Origin of the sequence: Fictibacillus nanhaiensis (genome assembly GCF_023715445.1) — a bacterium.
Classification (GTDB): domain Bacteria; phylum Bacillota; class Bacilli; order Bacillales; family Fictibacillaceae; genus Fictibacillus; species Fictibacillus nanhaiensis_D.
In genome coordinates this window covers 909,433-925,557 of record NZ_JAMBOD010000001.1, presented here as the reverse complement: position 1 = coordinate 925,557, position 16,125 = coordinate 909,433, and the positions used below count along the sequence as shown (strand labels likewise).

The following is a 16,125-nucleotide window of genomic DNA, read 5'->3' as shown; positions in this document are numbered from 1 at the left end:
AGCTTGCAGCTGTGAAGGTTGCCCATTGGAAATCTGCAGAATTTAATCGTTTTAATAAACTGAGATCCCGTTTTTTGGGATCTTTTTCTATAAAAAATATTTTTTGAATTTTCCTTAAATTAAAAAATTTGTGTATAATATAAGAGTATTTAGAATAAGGGGGAAACAAACAATGAATTTAAAACAAAAATTAAAAGTAGGAATGATTGGACTTTCTGCAGCGTTCCTTGTAGCTTGCGGAAGTACAGATTCCGGATCGGGGTCTAAAGAAAAACTGACTATCGGAACAGATGCTGCATACGCCCCTTTTGAGTCTTTGGATGGGGACAAGATCGTTGGATTTGATGTGGATCTGCTAGATGCGGTGTTGAAGGAAGCGGGTCTTGAGTATGAAATGAAGAACACAGGCTGGGAGCCGTTATTTATTGCTCTTCAAAATGAAGAGGTGGATGCAGGAATCTCTGCCATTACAATAAATGATGAGAGAAAGAAAACGTATGACTTCTCATCACCGTATTTTGAATCTATTAATATGATCCTTGCTAAAGAAGGTACGTCCATTAAAAGTGCAAAAGATCTAGAAGGCAAAAAAGTCAGTGTACAAAATGGTACGACTGGTCAGGAAGCTCTAGAGAAAATGTTTGGAGCCAGTGAAAATATTAAGAAGTTCGATAATAATACATTAGCCATACAGGCTTTATTAAATGGCGAAGTAGAAGCTGTCGTTGCTGATAATGCAGTTGTTCAGGAGTATGCAAAGAACAACCCTGACAAAAAGCTAGTTGCGATTACTGATAAAGAGAATTTCGAAAGTGAGTTCTATGGGATTATTTTTCCAAAAGATGGTGAGCACCAAGAAGAAATCAATAAAGCTCTGAAAAAAGTGATTGAAGACGGCAAGTATGCTGAAATCTATAAAAAATGGTTTGGTGAAGAACCGAATGTAGAAACATTGAAACAATAATACTCTCTGGAGGCCTGCATGGATTATTCTTTACAAATCATAGGGAATTACATGCCCCTGTTTTTAAAAGGGACATGGGTAACGATTCAGCTCTCACTTCTTGCCATATTGTTTGGAACGATATTGGGGTTGTTTATCGGATTAGGAAAAATGGTTAAAAATCCGCTCATTAACTTGCCTTGTAACTGGTATATCAGTTTCTTCCGGGGAACTCCTTTACTCGTGCAGATATTATTGATCCATTCAGCTCTAATGCCGCTGATAATGAAACCGCCAAATGTTTTTATTTCCAGTGTTCTAGCATTGTCTTTAAATGCTGCAGCATACATTGCAGAAATATTTCGGGCTGGAATCCAATCTATTGATAAAGGGCAGATGGAAGCTGCAAGGTCATTAGGGATGAATCATGTACAAGCTATGAAACATGTTATTCTTCCTCAAGCTTCAAGAAGAATGATTCCACCGCTTGGAAACGAATTTATAGTATTGATAAAAGATTCTTCACTCGTTTCAATCATTGCTACACCTGAGTTGATGTATTATGCCCGTGCAATGATGGGACAGTATTATCGTCCATGGGAACCATATATGACAGCAGCTTTAATGTATTTAATCCTGACTCTGGGCATGGCTTACATTCTTTCTAAAATCGAACGGAAATTTGTTTATGATTAAACAACCCGGTATTTTCCGGGTTGTTTTTTCACTGTATAAGTAACATTTTTTATTACCTGGTCCCATATATTGTATCATTGAGATTTTATATGGGGGGGACTTGCTTGGTCACGATTGTTTTTTCACACCCGTCTGACGGAATCGCCGTCCTAAAAAATATGATCAAGACGGCAGTAAAATATAAAATAAACCCTTCCTTTGCCAAATTATCTGACGCTTCTTCAAAAATTCTTGAACTGCACATACAAGAAGATAAAGAATTCATTCTGGATGTGCTAACAGAGTTTACAAGGAATAAGGTAGAAGATATTTGTTTAAAGGAAATGATTGAACATGCGTTTTTTTATAGTGATTCCACTGAACAAAAAGAAATATTTTCTATATCAAAAAGTATTATTTCAGGAGAGATTGAAGGAATACCAGAGGTTAAACATCTACCGAAACTGAATGAACTTATACGCACCCAGTGGCGTTCCATTTTTTTAGATAAGACAGACTTCTTAGAATTTGAAGCATTTTTAAAGTTTCGGCTTAAAGAATACTTGGCAGCTTTATTAAAAGTTGTTGAATGTGCAATTGACGAATATAAATTAGAGCTTGAATATCAAATGTTTGTTGAACGGCTCCGTACTTGTTTATCAAAACAAAAATCTATTTTGAAAAATGAAATTGTTGTTATCTTTGATTATGAGAATGTAGTTATTTTTGATGAAAACCAAAATCAGCTATCAAAAAGCGAAATAAGGAATATGCATGAAAAAGCAATGAAGCTGACAAATGCGGTAAATCTTGATGAACGGCTGCTGGGCCCACTGATCGGATTAGCGCCTTCATCAGTTCAAATTTATTCGTATGATGTTGATCATCCTCTTATTCAGACTGTTAAAAATATATTCCAGGAAAAGGTTTCGATTGCACCTATTGAAAAAATGTCTTTTAAAGACAATCGATATCCGCATAAAAAAAAGTCATAAACTGTCATCGGCCCCCTTGCTTTTTGAAAAGGGACTGCATATAATAAGTTTATAATTTTATGATTCAACAGTATTGATAAGGACATGAAGCAGCTTTTACGGTTTTTAGAGAGGGAAGTCACGGCTGAAAACTTCCTAACACGGAAAATTGCTTTACCACCTTGGAACTTCAGCGGTGAAAAATAATGAGTAATCGCTGACGGCAGCAGTCCGTTATCCTGTCCGAGTGCCGCAAAGTATTTATTTGTATTTGCGGAACAAGGGTGGAACCACGAGATTATCACTCGTCCCTTCTTTAGGGACGGGTGTTTTTTGTTTTATATTACTAAAAGGAGATGTTTTTATGTCAGTTTCAATTACATTCCCAGACGGATCGGTAAAGGAATTTCCAAAAGGCATTACTTCAGAACAAGTTGCTGAAAGTATCAGCCCAAGCTTAAAGAAAAAGGCTGTTGCAGGTAAAGTTAACGGTCAATTGTATGATTTTTCACGTCCAATTGAAGAAGATGCATCTATCGAAATCGTGATGCAGGATTCACAAGAAGGTCTGGAGATGACAAGACACTCAAACGCTCACTTGCTTGCTCAAGCCCTAAAGCGTTTGTATCCAGATGTGAAGCTTGGAATCGGTCCAGTGATCGATAACGGTTTTTATTACGATGTGGATATGTCTCACAATCTAACTCCAGAAGACCTTCCCGCGATCGAAAAAGAAATGAAAAAGATTGTAAATGAGAATCTTCCGATCGTTCGCAAAGAAGTAACTAGAGAAGAAGCTCTTGAAATTTATGACAAATTAAACGATCACCTGAAGCTTGAACTGATCCGCGACCTTCCAGAAGGAGAGAAAATCACGATCTATGAGCAAGGCGAGTTTTTTGACCTCTGCCGCGGACCGCACGTTCCATCTACTGGGAAGATCAAAGCATATAAACTTATGAGCATCTCAGGTGCTTACTGGCGCGGAGACAGCGATAACCAAATGCTTCAGCGTATTTATGGTGCTGCGTTCTTAAGCCAAAAAGATTTAGATGAGTACCTGCACTTCATTGAAGAAGCACAAAAACGCGACCACCGTAAACTAGGAAAAGAATTAGAGCTATTCATGTTCTCTGAAGAAGCGCCAGGTATGCCTTTTTATCTTCCAAACGGCCAAACAATTCGTACAGAGCTTGAGAACTTCTCTCGCGAACTGCAGCGTCAAGTTGACTATGATGAAGTGCGTACACCATTTATGATGAACCAGCGTCTTTGGGAGCAATCAGGCCACTGGGATCACTATCACGAAAACATGTATTTCTCTGAAGTAGATGATACAAAGTTCGCGATGAAACCGATGAACTGCCCAGGTCACATGCTTATCTTTAAAAATAAGCTTCACTCATATAGAGACCTTCCTGTCCGTATGGCTGAGTTTGGTCAGGTTCACCGTCATGAGTACAGCGGCGCGCTGAACGGTATGATCCGTGTACGTACATTCTGTCAGGATGATGCACATATTTTTGTAACACCTCAGCAAATTGAAAGTGAAATTAAGAACGTATTTAAATTAGTTGATAAGATCTACAGCACATTTGGTTTCGAATATTCTGTAGAGCTATCAACTCGTCCAGAGGATTCTATGGGTGATGATCGTCTATGGGAGCAAGCTGAAGGGGCACTGAAGAATGTATTGGAAGATCTAGGCATGAACTATCACCTTAACGAAGGAGATGGAGCATTCTATGGTCCGAAGATTGACTTCCACATTAAAGATGCGCTTAAGAGAAGCCATCAGTGTGCAACAATTCAGCTTGATTTCCAAATGCCAGAGAAATTCGATCTTACTTATGTAGATGAAAACAACCAAAAGGTTCGTCCAGTTGTTATTCACCGTGCAATATACGGCTCGATTGACCGTTTCTTAGGAATCTTAGTAGAACACTTTGCTGGCGCATTCCCAACTTGGCTGGCTCCAGTTCAAGTGAAGCTAATCCCTGTATCTGATGTTCATAACGAATATGCGTTTAAGCTTCAAGAAGACTTGAAAGAACACGCAGTACGTGTTGAAATCGATACTAGAAACGAGAAGATGGGTTATAAGATCCGTGAAGCTCAAATGAAGAAGATTCCTTACATGCTTGTTCTCGGTGATAAAGAGATCGAAGATAATGCAGTAAACGTTCGTAAATATGGTGAGCAAAAATCAGAAACTGTTTCTTATGAAGACTTCAGAGACAAGATTTTAGCTCAGATTAACGAGAAGAGATAAATAGCAGGAGAGCGGACTGGGCGAAAGCTGGCCGCTCTTTTTTTTGAATGAAACCATTTGGAAAAAGCAGAAGTGGACAGATTAAATTGAAAAGTGGAAAGTTTAATTGTGAAAGTTAACAGATTACATAACGGTACAAACTGGCAACTAAATTTCTGATAAAAAACTCTTGCATTACCTCTAAGAACGAAGTAAAATTAATTTCGTTGCTTATTACATTCGTTGTTTGACACATTTCACGCCAATATGTTATAGTATGTAAGGTTAATAAAATAAGCTTAAGCATCAAACAAGCAGGAGCACCCGCTTCTCACCTGATTCGACGCCGGACTGGCTGTTGATGGGTAGATGGAATTCAGGCATGTCATTAAGTACATAGCCGGTTTACGTGTGGGTGATTTATGCACCGACGCTTTTTTATTTGCAGAAATAACAAGTTGGGTGTTTTTAACACTCACTGAAAAAATTTGGAGGTGACTTACTATTAGTAAGGACATGTCTGTCAATGAAGGCATTCGTGCACGTGAGGTACGCTTAATCGGTCCTGATGGAAGCCAGCTTGGCATTAAAACAAGACAGGAAGCTTTAGACCTTGCGGCAAACGCAAATCTTGACCTTGTACTCGTTGCTGCAACTGCTAAACCGCCAGTATGTCGTATTATGGACTACGGTAAGTTTAAATACGAGCAACAGCGTAAAGATCGAGAAGCACGAAAAAATCAAAAAGTCATTACGACTAAAGAAATTCGTCTTAGTCCAACAATTGAGGAAAACGACTTCAATACGAAGCTTAAAAATGCCCGTAAGTTCCTTGAAAAAGGCGACAAAGTAAAGGCAAGTATTCGTTTCCGTGGACGTGCAATCACTCATTCTCAAATCGGAAAAACGGTATTGGAGAAATTAGCGAAAGAATGTGAAGATCTTTCTACGGTGGAAACTCACCCTAAAATGGAAGGTCGTAGCATGTTTCTTATCCTAGCACCTAAAGCCGAAAAATAATTTTTACCAGGGAGGAAACCATTATGCCTAAAATGAAAACTCATAAAGGTGCTGCAAAGCGCTTTAGAAAAACTGGAACAGGTAAATTAAAGCGTGCACGCGCTTATACAAGTCACTTGTTTGCTAACAAGTCTACAAAAGCTAAGCGTAAGCTTCGTAAAGCTAAACTTGTTCACAGTGGTGACTACAAGCGTATCCGCACATTGTTAACTTACAAAAAACGTTAATCATACGAAAAGTTGATTTAAAAATAGGAGGTTTTTAATATGCCAAGAGTAAAAGGTGGCTATGTAACACGTCGTCGTCGTAAAAAAGTTCTTAAGCTAGCTAAAGGCTATTTCGGTTCTAAACATAAATTATTTAAAGTAGCACAACAACAAGTATTCAAATCTTTAATGTATGCTTACCGTGACCGTCGTCAAAAGAAGCGTGACTTCCGTAAGCTTTGGATCACTCGTATCAACGCTGCTGCACGCACAAATGGTCTTTCTTACAGCCGTTTAATGCACGGTCTTAAACTTGCGGGTATCGACATCAACCGTAAGATGCTTTCTGAAATCGCAATTACAGACGAAAATGCTTTCGCTGAATTGGCTTCAAAAGCAAAAGAAAGCCTAAAAGCGTAAATTTGACTAAAAGAAAAGATCATTTCCTCATTTGATGGAGATGATCTTTTTTACATTTTGAAAGGAAAAGGAAAAAGGTGTTAATTTTATATTTAATCATTATGAATACTGTTGCTTACTTCGTCATGAAAAAAGACAAGTTCTATGCAAAAGAAGGAAAGTGGCGAACGCCTGAGTCTAGGTTATGGATGCTTGCTTTCATTGGAGGAGCTCCTGGTATGTGGCTCGCAATGAAGAGATTCCGCCACAAAACAAAGCACCCGTCATTTCGCAACGGATTGCCTGTATTGAGTATTTTTATTACGATTTTGACAGGGTGGTTTTTGTAAGTTCATTAATCCTGCTGCAAATATCGTTTGTCTTTTAAAAAGAGTCTCCAGAAAATATAGAACCCTGGTGCTAATATGGCGAGACCTATTATATACATAATCATCAATGAATAAAAAGTTTCAGTCGCAGTGAACGCCTCATAGATGGTTAGATCGGGATAGACGATATATGGCAGGTGGGCCAATCCATATCCTACACTTGCCAGTCCATATTGTAATACTGTCAAAAGCAAGGTGAATCTTGGCCGTCCATGACCTGGGCGGTTTTGTTTTGGCCACCAGAGTGATCCATAAGCGAAACCAAACGCTAAGATAGACAATATGAACCATATCTTCTGGTCTAAAAGATTATCTACCAGCCAGGCAGCTTCTGGCGCCATAAATAAAAGAGTGAGCAAAGCGGATAACAATGTAAGCGGTCCAAGTATTATGGCATTGCTGCGATAGAGACGAAAGGCATCTTCTTTTTTTGAAACACGAGAATAGTCTGCTAAAAAAAGGGAAGAAAGGTACAGCTCAGAAGTCAGTCCGAATAACACATACAGATATAAAGTAGGGCTAGAAAAAAGCTTTCCTAATAAAAGGTTTTGGGTTTCACCATCAATACTGATAAATCCCCCTTGAGAAATAGGCAGGACAGCAATCAGCAAGGACGGAATTAATAATCCTGATATTCCTGAAATAAAAAACATCGTCTTCCTGTACCCTTGCACAGAATAAGAAAACACCATAAAAGCACTTCGTATAGCCAGGAAAAACAAGATCAGCGAAACAGGGACAAGCATAACTGTACCAAGTGTATAAGCCCCTTTTGGAAAAAACCCTACGAATGCAACAACTAGCAGAACGAGGAACGTATTTGTTATTTCCCATGTCGGGGAAAGAAACCGGTTCGCAATCTTTCCTGCCATTGTTTTGTGATTGTTAAAAACCATAGCCCAAAACCCTGCGCCGAAATCAATCGAGCCAAAAATACTATAGACAAAAATGAAACTCCACATGATTAAAATGGCAAGTACCTCTTCACTCATACTCTGTTTCCCCCTTCCTATCCATAGATTTTATCCATATCTTTAGACACAGGATTGCGTTTGAAATAAGCGGTCAATATTAAAATCGTCAGAACACTCAATAGAGCATACAAAAGTAAAAACATGAGGAAAAGTATTCCGAGATTTTCATTCCTAGTGGCAGCTTCTGCGGTAGTCTGTACTCTATAAATGGTCCAGGGCTGTCTGCCGCTGCAGCTGAAAACCCAGCCGAACTCAATTCCAAGCATCGAAAGCGGTCCCGATAAGACAAGAGACCAGAGCAGCCATTTCGGGAAAGGCTTGCCTCTTTTCTTAATAAAGAACCACCAATATAGCAATGTGATTCCGGCAAGCCCTAATAATAGGGTTCCGATTCCAACCATTAAATTAAATAAAGTATGCACGTAAAAAGGGGGCCATGTTTCACGCGGAAACTCGTATAAACCTTTTACTTCAGTATCAAACTTTCCGGCTGCAAGCCAGCTTAAAGCCCATGGAATCTCTATGCCATACTTCACTTCTTCAGTTTCCGGATCTGTGTAGCCCCCTATGGCAAGAGGTGCATATCTCTGTGTTTCAAATAATCCTTCGGCAGCTGCAAGTTTCTCCGGAGAATACTGGTGCAGAATCTGCGCTGAGTGATGACCTGATAAGGCAGAAACGAAACTCATAACAAATGCAACGGCAAGTGACATGAACAAACTCTTCAGATGATAGGAACGTTCTCTGTCTGACCGCTTTTTTAATAGTTTAAATGCCGCTACTGAAGCTACAGCGAACGCACCTGTCATGTAAGCGGTAATCGCTACGTGGAAGGCAGAAGAAACAAAGCTCGGGTTGAAAAAAGCATCCCAGGGATGGACATCATAAATCGTTCCATCCGGCTTAATCTTAAATCCGTCGGGCGTATTCATCCACGTGTTTACCGCTGTAATAAGAATGGCGGAGGCTACGGCTCCAAATGCAACAAAAAATACCGAAATTAGACGGAAATACCTGGGGAGTCTGTCAGCGGCATAAACATAGATTGACATAAAAAGTGCTTCTAAGAAAAAAGCAAAGATTTCAATCTGGAAAGGAAGCGAGATTACTTTTCCGACAATCTCCATAAATCCTGGCCATAGCAAGGAAAGCTGGACACCGACAATTGTTCCGGAGGGAATGGCAACACCTAATAGCACAGCAAACGCCTTTGTCCAGCGTTTTGCCATAATGGCATAATCATTATCTCCTTTTACCTGGTGGATGATTTCTGCGATTACAATCATTAAAGGAAGACCAACACCGAGTGTAGCAAAAATAATATGAAAACCGAGTGATGTGCCAAAAAACGCTCTCGCAAGTATAACTGTGTCCATGCCGATTCCTCCTAAAAAATACAACTATGTAAACAAACAATCTATGTTTAAGGTGTCAAAAAGAATAAGGGTTTATTCACGCTGATAAAATTGTCATACAGTGCTCGTCTTATGTCATATGTTGACTTAAAGGGGGAGTGCAGCGTGTTAGAGGATACTAGTGTTTACATTGAAGTACTAAAGTTTACCGGTATTTTTGCCCCTTTACTGTTTATCTTATTGCATGCGTTCAGACAGTTTTTCTTTCTGCCAGTCGGTTTGATTTGTCTAGCAGGAGGGGTATTGTTTGGAGCGGTGGCTGGTGCTTTCTATTCTGTAATCGGAATCACAATGTCGAGTGTTCTCTTTTATTGGGGAATAAAAAGTATGCCGAAGCTTATGAGGAAAATAAAAAAAATTCAAAAAAAGTGGATCGGAAAAAGAATGCCTTTTTCAGTAGGACAGATTGCTATTTTAAAATTAATACCCTTTATGCATTTTCATCTGTTAAGTCTTTGTTTAATTGAGATGTCTTCAAACTTCAGAGAATACACAAAGGCAAGTGTGATATCGAATATACCCATTGCCATTTTCTACTCTTCATTTGGATCGATCATACTCTCTTTATCTTTATTGACATCCGTCATCCTATTAACTGTACTATCCGTATTGTTCTATTTATTAAGAAGGAAAGAATGGGTAATAAAATGGAGTGAATTCTTTGAGGATGAGCCAGGAAAAAGAGAAAAGCAGCGCATGCCTGCATAAGGCATGCTTTTTTTAGGTTCTTTTCTAAAAGAATGTTGTTTTTGATTCGTTTTTTGTTTGCCCTTCGTTGAAAAGTTGATAGAAGCTTAAAGTGTGAGACTCCTCGAAAATGAAAAATCACATTTTCTTCGTGCGATGTAACGCTGTCGAAGCTTTCCTTGTCCTGCGGGAGCAGCGTGCCTGCTACCTGAATATTCTTCTCGAAAGGCATACGACGAGGAAGCTCGCTTCGCTGTGTTTTTCTTGTAGACGCAGGAGCACCAGCTACTCCTGATTATTCTTCTCGACAAACATGCGACGAGGAAGCTGACTTCGGCAGAATTTTCTTGTAGACGCAGGAGCAGCACTTTATATCTTTCACCGAGGCTCACCTTACCCCTCGCGGAAAGCGAGCAACCTGGAGCGGGAATCAACTGCTTATAATAGCAAACAAATCAGCCTTATTTTATGAAATGCGTTATAATAGCTAAGGAATGAAAGGCAGGGGATCAAGGATGAATATAAAAAGACTTTTTGCAATGCAAAATGATCTAAACACACGAATTGTAAAAGAACATAGACTAGAAGATGTAAACTTATCCAAGCAGAGAAGACTGGCATTTCTTGTTGAGCTTGGGGAACTTGCCAATGAAACAAGATGCTTTAAATATTGGAGCAAACGTCCGGCATCTGAAAAAGAAATCATTTTAGAAGAATATGTCGACGGGTTGCATTTTGTCCTGTCGATTGGCCTTGAATTGTCATTTACTGAAGTGAAAATACTTGACGAGGTTAAACTGCAGCAAAAAATGGACAAGCTAGAAATAAATGAATTATTTCTTTCACTATATCAATTGGGTGCTAAGCCTTTATCAGCAGAAGAGTTTACATTATTTTTTGAAGAGTTCTTATGTTTAGGTGTGAAGCTCGCGTTTTCATTTGATGAGATTGAAACGGCATATCTAGATAAAAACGCCGTAAACCATGAGCGTCAAGACATTGGATATTAATAAAAAATAAAACCCAGAAAATAACCGGGTTTTATTTTAAGCCGTTTGATAAGGTTGTTAGGATTTCTTCTTTCTTTTGCTCGTCTGAATTTTTCCAGATTACTTCAAAAAGGACACCAAGACCAGGGAGCATTTTTTCTTCTCCGCTTTCGATAGCATCTACAATCGTATCTTGCAATTGTTCTTTGTTGTTGCCAGTAACGTTATGCAATACAGCTTTTCTTAGATCAAGATTCATTAGATAAGCACCTCTATTAATTGTTTTCTTTTTTTATTGTGTACGTTCTGAACGTGTTTTATGAAAAAAATAATAAATTTTTATGATTTAAAGGAGTACTAAGTATGAAGCACATCGAATCCGAGTCCAATGCTTCCTTAAAGCAATGGAAAAAACTGCATACAAAAAAAGAAAGAGAAAAAACGCGTACATTTTTATTGGAAGGTCCGCATTTGATCGAAGAGGCCATTTCTTCAGGGGTTAAACTTCAGCATGTAATCATTGAAGAGAACTTTCAAATTAAAGATGATTGGCTAAACCAAAAATTCACATTGTGGTCTGTTCCTTCAAAGCTAATGAAACAACTTTCTGAAACGGAGAAACCACAAGGTATCATTGCTGTGTGTGAAATGATGGATCAGACCGATGAGCTTATTAAAAATAAAGGACGTTATCTGCTGATTGATGGTGTTCAAGATCCAGGGAATCTTGGGACGATCATACGAACGGCTGACAGTGCAGGGCTCGATGGGGTATTTTTAGGAGAAGGGACAGCTGACCTTTATAATGGGAAAACGGTTCGTTCTACTCAAGGTTCACTTTTCCACCTGCCAATTGTAAAAGCGGATTTAATAGAAGTAATTGCTGAATGTAAGGATGCAGCTGTGCCTGTAATTTCTACATCCCTGCAAGATGCTCTCGACATGAGAGAAATTCCAGAAATGAGCGGATTTGCGCTGATTGTAGGCAATGAGGGTCAAGGCGTACAGCAAATGCTTCAAGATGAATCGGAAATGAATGTGAAGATCCCCATTTTTGGTCAGGCGGAATCCCTCAATGTATCCGTTGCAACAGGTATTCTTTTATATGAACTGCAGCGAAAAAGATAAAAGTTTATTGAGTTTTTGATTGAGATACGTTGCAATTACTGATTTTTTTCATATATAATGTAGAAAGATGAAAATGAATAAATGAAAAAACAAAGATGGAGAAAAGTAGGTAATGATTCCGCCAAGAAGGGAGGAAATGTCCTGGACTGCGAGCATTTCTTTGGTAGGTATTATTGAATTCACTCCTGAGTTGCCACTTGAACAATTTTTTAGTAGGGATGGCCGGTGAAGAGCCGTTATTAAAATGAAGTGAACAGTGTATTTTTTATCATTGTTAAATTGGGTGGTACCGCGAACTCCTCGTCCCTTATTGGATGAGGAGTTTTTATATTTTTTATTAGCTCTGTAAATTGTGCTGTAAGGAAATCTGCGACACTCCAGCGGAAAAACGGGCTGCCGAGACCCCGCAGGGAGGTACGAGCGAGGAGGCTTGGCTGTTCGTCCGCGGAAAGGGAGTGGGTTTCCTGGCTTCTTTTGGAAGATCAGCAGTAAAGTTATCAGAGCCACATATTAAGGAGGGGTTGCACGGTGAAAGACCGTTTAGAAGCTCTAAAAGTAGAAGCGATCGGCAAAATCAATGAAAGCCAGGATTTAAAAGATCTGCAAGCTGTTAAAGTTGCGTATTTAGGAAAAAAAGGACCCATAACGGAAGTTCTAAAGGGCATGGGAAAATTATCTGCTGAAGAAAGACCGGTTATTGGAGCTTATGCGAATGAAGTACGTGACAGTATTCAGCAGGAGCTGGATAATAAGCAGGTTGAACTGGAAAATGCAGCAATTTCTGAAAAGCTTGCAAAAGAAACTTTGGATGTTTCTTTACCAGGCAGACCTGTTAAGAAAGGAAATTCGCATCCATTAACAGCAGTGGTTACAGAAATTGAAGATCTGTTCCTTAGCATGGGCTTTACGATTGCAGAAGGTCCTGAAGTGGAAACGGATTATTATAATTTCGAGGCGTTAAACCTGCCAAAAGGCCATCCGGCTCGAGACATGCAAGATTCTTTCTTTATTACAGAAGACATTTTACTTCGTACACAAACATCACCAGTTCAGGCCCGCACGATGGAAAAGCATGAAGGCCAAGGTCCTGTGAAAATTATCTCGCCAGGGAAGGTTTACCGCAGAGATAACGATGACGCAACGCATTCACATCAATTCATGCAGATTGAAGGACTCGTTGTTGATCAGAATGTTCGTTTAAGCGACTTGAAAGGTGTACTTGAAACCTTCGCAAAGAAAATGTTTGGTGAAGACCGCAAAATTCGTTTGCGTCCTAGCTTCTTCCCATTTACAGAACCTTCTGTCGAAATGGATATTTCTTGTTTTAAATGCAGCGGAAAAGGTTGCTCGATCTGTAAACAAACAGGCTGGATTGAAATATTAGGAGCAGGTATGGTACATCCGAATGTTCTTGAGATGGCTGGTTTTGATTCTAAAAAGTACACAGGCTTTGCCTTTGGTATGGGACCTGAGCGTATTGCGATGCTTAAATACGGAATAGATGACATCCGCCATTTTTATGCGAATGATATCCGGTTCTTGAAACAATTCAAAAAAGCATAATTAAGGAGGGGAAAATAGATGCTAATTTCTTATAACTGGCTAAAAGAGTATGTAAATATAGAGATCAGTCCGTCTGAACTAGCGGATAAAATTACAAAGAGCGGTATTGAAGTTGAAATGGTTGAATCCTTAAATAAAGGAATCAGCGGAGTTGTTGTAGGATATGTCCAAGAGTGTATTCAGCATCCAAACGCAGATAAGCTGAGAGTCTGTAAAGTTGATATCGGACAAGGCGAAGTGTCCCAGATCGTTTGCGGCGCACCGAATGTTGCACAAGGACAGAAGGTGGCTGTAGCTGTTCCTGGAGCTGTATTGCCTGGCAACTTTAAAATCAAAAAAGCAAAGCTTCGCGGTGAAGAATCACACGGAATGATTTGTTCTCTTCAAGAACTTGGAGTTGATACAAAGCTAGTTCTGAAAGAATATGCAACAGGTATTTTTGTAATGCCATCTGATGCAGAGCCAGGAAGTGATGCGTTAGAATACTTAAATCTGAATGATCACGTGCTTGAGCTAGGTCTTACACCAAACCGTGCAGATTGTCTCAATGTTCTAGGTGTTGCCTATGAGGTCGCAGCAATTTTAGAACAAGACGTAAAACTTCCAGACACATCTTACACAGCTTCTGAAGAGAAAGCAGAAGATTTTATCTCTGTAAACATTGAATCTCTTGAGGATAATCCTTATTACGGAGCAATGATCATTCGTGATGTAAAGATCGGTCCTTCACCGTTATGGATGCAAAATCGTCTAATGGCTTCAGGTATTCGTCCAATCAATAATATTGTTGATATTACGAACTATGTACTTCTTGAATACGGACAGCCGCTGCATGCATTCGACTATAACCGACTTGGTTCAAAGGAAATCGTTGTACGCCGTGCTGCAGAAGGTGAGCACATTCAAACGTTGGATGACCAGGACCGTACACTTAAAGACACTCACTTAGTCATTACAAACGGAAAAGAGCCGATTGCGGTTGCTGGTGTTATGGGTGGAGCAACAAGTGAGGTTCAGCCTGATACAACGAACGTGCTGCTGGAAGCTGCTTATTTTGCTTCTGGACGTGTTCGGGCTGCTTCAAAAGATCTTGGTCTTCGCAGTGAAGCGAGCTCCAGATATGAAAAAGGAATTGACCGGAACCGAGTTTATGCAGCGGCAAAAAGAGCGGCCGCTTTAATGGCTGAAATCGCTGGCGGGAGAGTGGCAGAGGGCATTGTTGAAGCTGGAAAACGTGAAGTTAACACGTACACAGTAAACATGGATGTGTCCAGAATGAATGGTCTGCTTGGGACATCAATCACATCTGAACAAACAGCAGCTATTTTTGACCGTTTAGGATTCTCGTATAAAGAATCAGACGGAATTTTTGAAGTTGTTGTACCTTCTCGAAGACCAGATATTACGATTGAAGCTGATCTTATTGAAGAAGCAGGACGAATTTATGGATACGATCGTATTCCGACAACGTACCTTTTATCAGAAGCGCGCCCTGGCGGTCTAACAGAGAGCCAGGCAAAACGCAGGGGAATTCGCAATTATTTAGAAGGAGCCGGACTTTACCAGGCGGTAACATACGCTTTAACTACTCCAGAAAAATCAACACACTTTTCATATAATGGTGATGCTGTTTATCCAATCTCAGTTGCTCATCCAATGAGTGAAGAGCGCAGTACATTGCGTATGAGTTTATTGCCGCAGCTTCTTGAAGTGCTTCAGTATAACCGCAACCGCTCAATGGAAGATTTAGCAGTGTATGAGATGGGCTCAGTTTTTATCAACCGCCAGGAAGTATTGAATGATCTTCCTGAAGAGTATGTGTTTGTTTCAGGAGCGGTAACTGGCGTGTTTAACGAACATTTATGGCAAGGAGAAAGAAAAACAGTTGATTTCTTTGTACTAAAAGGAATCTTAGAAGGATTAATGAGTGAACTGAATCTTTCTGAACGTATAACGTATGAATCCGGAGCAATTGAAAACATGCACCCTGGAAGAACAGCCATTGTAAAACTTGACGGGATTCCAGTTGGATTTGTTGGTCAGCTCCACCCAGCCCTACAAAAGGATTTGGATTTAAAAGATTCGTATGTATTTGAATTAAATGCCACTAGTCTGGTAGAAGCAGAAACAGAACAGATGGTATATCAAGCATTGCCGCGCTACCCTTCGATCACACGCGACATCGCATTAGTCGTTGATCAAGAATTGCCAGCTGGCGATCTGTTCACAGTGATTCAAGCTGCTGGCGGTGAGCTGCTGAAAGAAGTAAATCTGTTTGACTTATATGAAGGAGAGAAGATGGAAGAAGGAAAGAAATCACTTGCTTTCTCTTTGAAATATTTCGATCCAGAACGTACTCTTACAGATGAAGAAGTTGTAACAGCACACAATCGCGTTTTAAAAAGTTTAGAAGAACACTTTGGAGCGCAATTAAGAAAATAAAGGTAAAAAGAAACTGGCTTGCAGGTTAGCAAGCCAGTTTTTATTACACTATCAGTAAAGTATAACTTGT

Annotated in this window: 16 protein-coding genes and 2 other annotated features; of the genes, 13 read left to right on the top strand and 3 right to left on the bottom strand. The window is 39.6% G+C overall.

Annotated elements, in window-relative coordinates:
* Nucleotides 1-172: 172 nt before the first annotated feature.
* From M3196_RS04810 to M3196_RS04775, 8 genes are all read left to right on the top strand, one after another.
* Nucleotides 173-964: a basic amino acid ABC transporter substrate-binding protein gene (locus tag M3196_RS04810; RefSeq protein ID WP_251321085.1), complete on the top strand. Its 792-nt coding sequence runs from the start codon at nucleotides 173-175 to the stop codon at nucleotides 962-964.
* 18 nt (nucleotides 965-982) lie between these two features.
* A complete protein-coding gene (locus M3196_RS04805; RefSeq protein WP_251321084.1) occupies nucleotides 983-1,639 on the top strand; it encodes an amino acid ABC transporter permease in 657 nt (218 codons plus the stop codon).
* Nucleotides 1,640-1,743: 104 nt separating this feature from the next.
* Complete coding sequence (gene ytxC / locus M3196_RS04800; RefSeq protein ID WP_251321083.1) at nucleotides 1,744-2,613, top strand: sporulation protein YtxC; 870 nt, start codon at nucleotides 1,744-1,746, stop codon at nucleotides 2,611-2,613.
* Between the two features lie 64 nt (nucleotides 2,614-2,677).
* Nucleotides 2,678-2,908: a binding site (T-box leader), on the top strand.
* 48 nt (nucleotides 2,909-2,956) lie between these two features.
* A complete protein-coding gene (thrS, locus tag M3196_RS04795; RefSeq protein WP_251321082.1) occupies nucleotides 2,957-4,864 on the top strand; it encodes a threonine--tRNA ligase in 1,908 nt (635 codons plus the stop codon).
* 495 nt (nucleotides 4,865-5,359) lie between these two features.
* Nucleotides 5,360-5,863: a translation initiation factor IF-3 gene (gene infC, locus M3196_RS04790; RefSeq protein ID WP_077359273.1), complete on the top strand. Its 504-nt coding sequence runs from the start codon at nucleotides 5,360-5,362 to the stop codon at nucleotides 5,861-5,863.
* Nucleotides 5,864-5,886: 23 nt separating this feature from the next.
* A complete protein-coding gene (gene rpmI / locus M3196_RS04785) occupies nucleotides 5,887-6,090 on the top strand; it encodes a 50S ribosomal protein L35 (RefSeq protein ID WP_130294541.1) in 204 nt (67 codons plus the stop codon).
* 39 nt (nucleotides 6,091-6,129) lie between these two features.
* Nucleotides 6,130-6,489, top strand: a complete 360-nt coding sequence (rplT, locus tag M3196_RS04780; protein WP_251321081.1) for a 50S ribosomal protein L20 — start codon at nucleotides 6,130-6,132, stop codon at nucleotides 6,487-6,489.
* Nucleotides 6,490-6,566: 77 nt separating this feature from the next.
* Entirely contained in the window at nucleotides 6,567-6,818 is a 252-nt protein-coding gene (locus M3196_RS04775; protein WP_251321080.1) for a DUF1294 domain-containing protein, read from the top strand.
* A 5-nt stretch (nucleotides 6,819-6,823) separates the two neighbouring features.
* On the opposite strand, the gene M3196_RS04770 is transcribed toward M3196_RS04775, so the two are convergent.
* On the bottom strand, nucleotides 6,824-7,849 hold the full coding sequence (locus M3196_RS04770; RefSeq protein ID WP_251321079.1) for a cytochrome d ubiquinol oxidase subunit II: 1,026 nt from the start codon (nucleotides 7,847-7,849) through the stop codon (nucleotides 6,824-6,826).
* Nucleotides 7,850-7,866: 17 nt separating this feature from the next.
* Nucleotides 7,867-9,207: a cytochrome ubiquinol oxidase subunit I gene (locus M3196_RS04765; RefSeq protein ID WP_251321078.1), complete on the bottom strand. Its 1,341-nt coding sequence runs from the start codon at nucleotides 9,205-9,207 to the stop codon at nucleotides 7,867-7,869.
* A 144-nt stretch (nucleotides 9,208-9,351) separates the two neighbouring features.
* Between M3196_RS04765 and M3196_RS04760 the strand changes: the two genes are divergently transcribed.
* Both M3196_RS04760 and M3196_RS04755 read left to right on the top strand, forming a co-directional pair.
* Nucleotides 9,352-9,954, top strand: a complete 603-nt coding sequence (locus M3196_RS04760; protein ID WP_251321077.1) for a TVP38/TMEM64 family protein — start codon at nucleotides 9,352-9,354, stop codon at nucleotides 9,952-9,954.
* Between the two features lie 494 nt (nucleotides 9,955-10,448).
* Nucleotides 10,449-10,943: a dUTP diphosphatase gene (locus M3196_RS04755; protein ID WP_251321076.1), complete on the top strand. Its 495-nt coding sequence runs from the start codon at nucleotides 10,449-10,451 to the stop codon at nucleotides 10,941-10,943.
* A 31-nt stretch (nucleotides 10,944-10,974) separates the two neighbouring features.
* Here M3196_RS04755 and sspI read toward each other — a convergent pair whose 3' ends face one another.
* Nucleotides 10,975-11,181, bottom strand: a complete 207-nt coding sequence (sspI, locus tag M3196_RS04750; protein WP_066291537.1) for a small acid-soluble spore protein SspI — start codon at nucleotides 11,179-11,181, stop codon at nucleotides 10,975-10,977.
* 104 nt (nucleotides 11,182-11,285) lie between these two features.
* Between sspI and M3196_RS04745 the strand changes: the two genes are divergently transcribed.
* From M3196_RS04745 to pheT, 3 genes are all read left to right on the top strand, one after another.
* Nucleotides 11,286-12,050: a TrmH family RNA methyltransferase gene (locus tag M3196_RS04745; protein ID WP_251321075.1), complete on the top strand. Its 765-nt coding sequence runs from the start codon at nucleotides 11,286-11,288 to the stop codon at nucleotides 12,048-12,050.
* 83 nt (nucleotides 12,051-12,133) lie between these two features.
* Nucleotides 12,134-12,361 (top strand) — a binding site (T-box leader).
* Nucleotides 12,362-12,578: 217 nt separating this feature from the next.
* Entirely contained in the window at nucleotides 12,579-13,613 is a 1,035-nt protein-coding gene (pheS, locus tag M3196_RS04740; RefSeq protein WP_251321074.1) for a phenylalanine--tRNA ligase subunit alpha, read from the top strand.
* Between the two features lie 18 nt (nucleotides 13,614-13,631).
* Nucleotides 13,632-16,055, top strand: coding sequence for a phenylalanine--tRNA ligase subunit beta (gene pheT, locus M3196_RS04735; RefSeq protein WP_251321073.1), 2,424 nt, complete (start codon nucleotides 13,632-13,634; stop codon nucleotides 16,053-16,055).
* The last annotated feature ends 70 nt before the right edge of the window (nucleotides 16,056-16,125 follow it).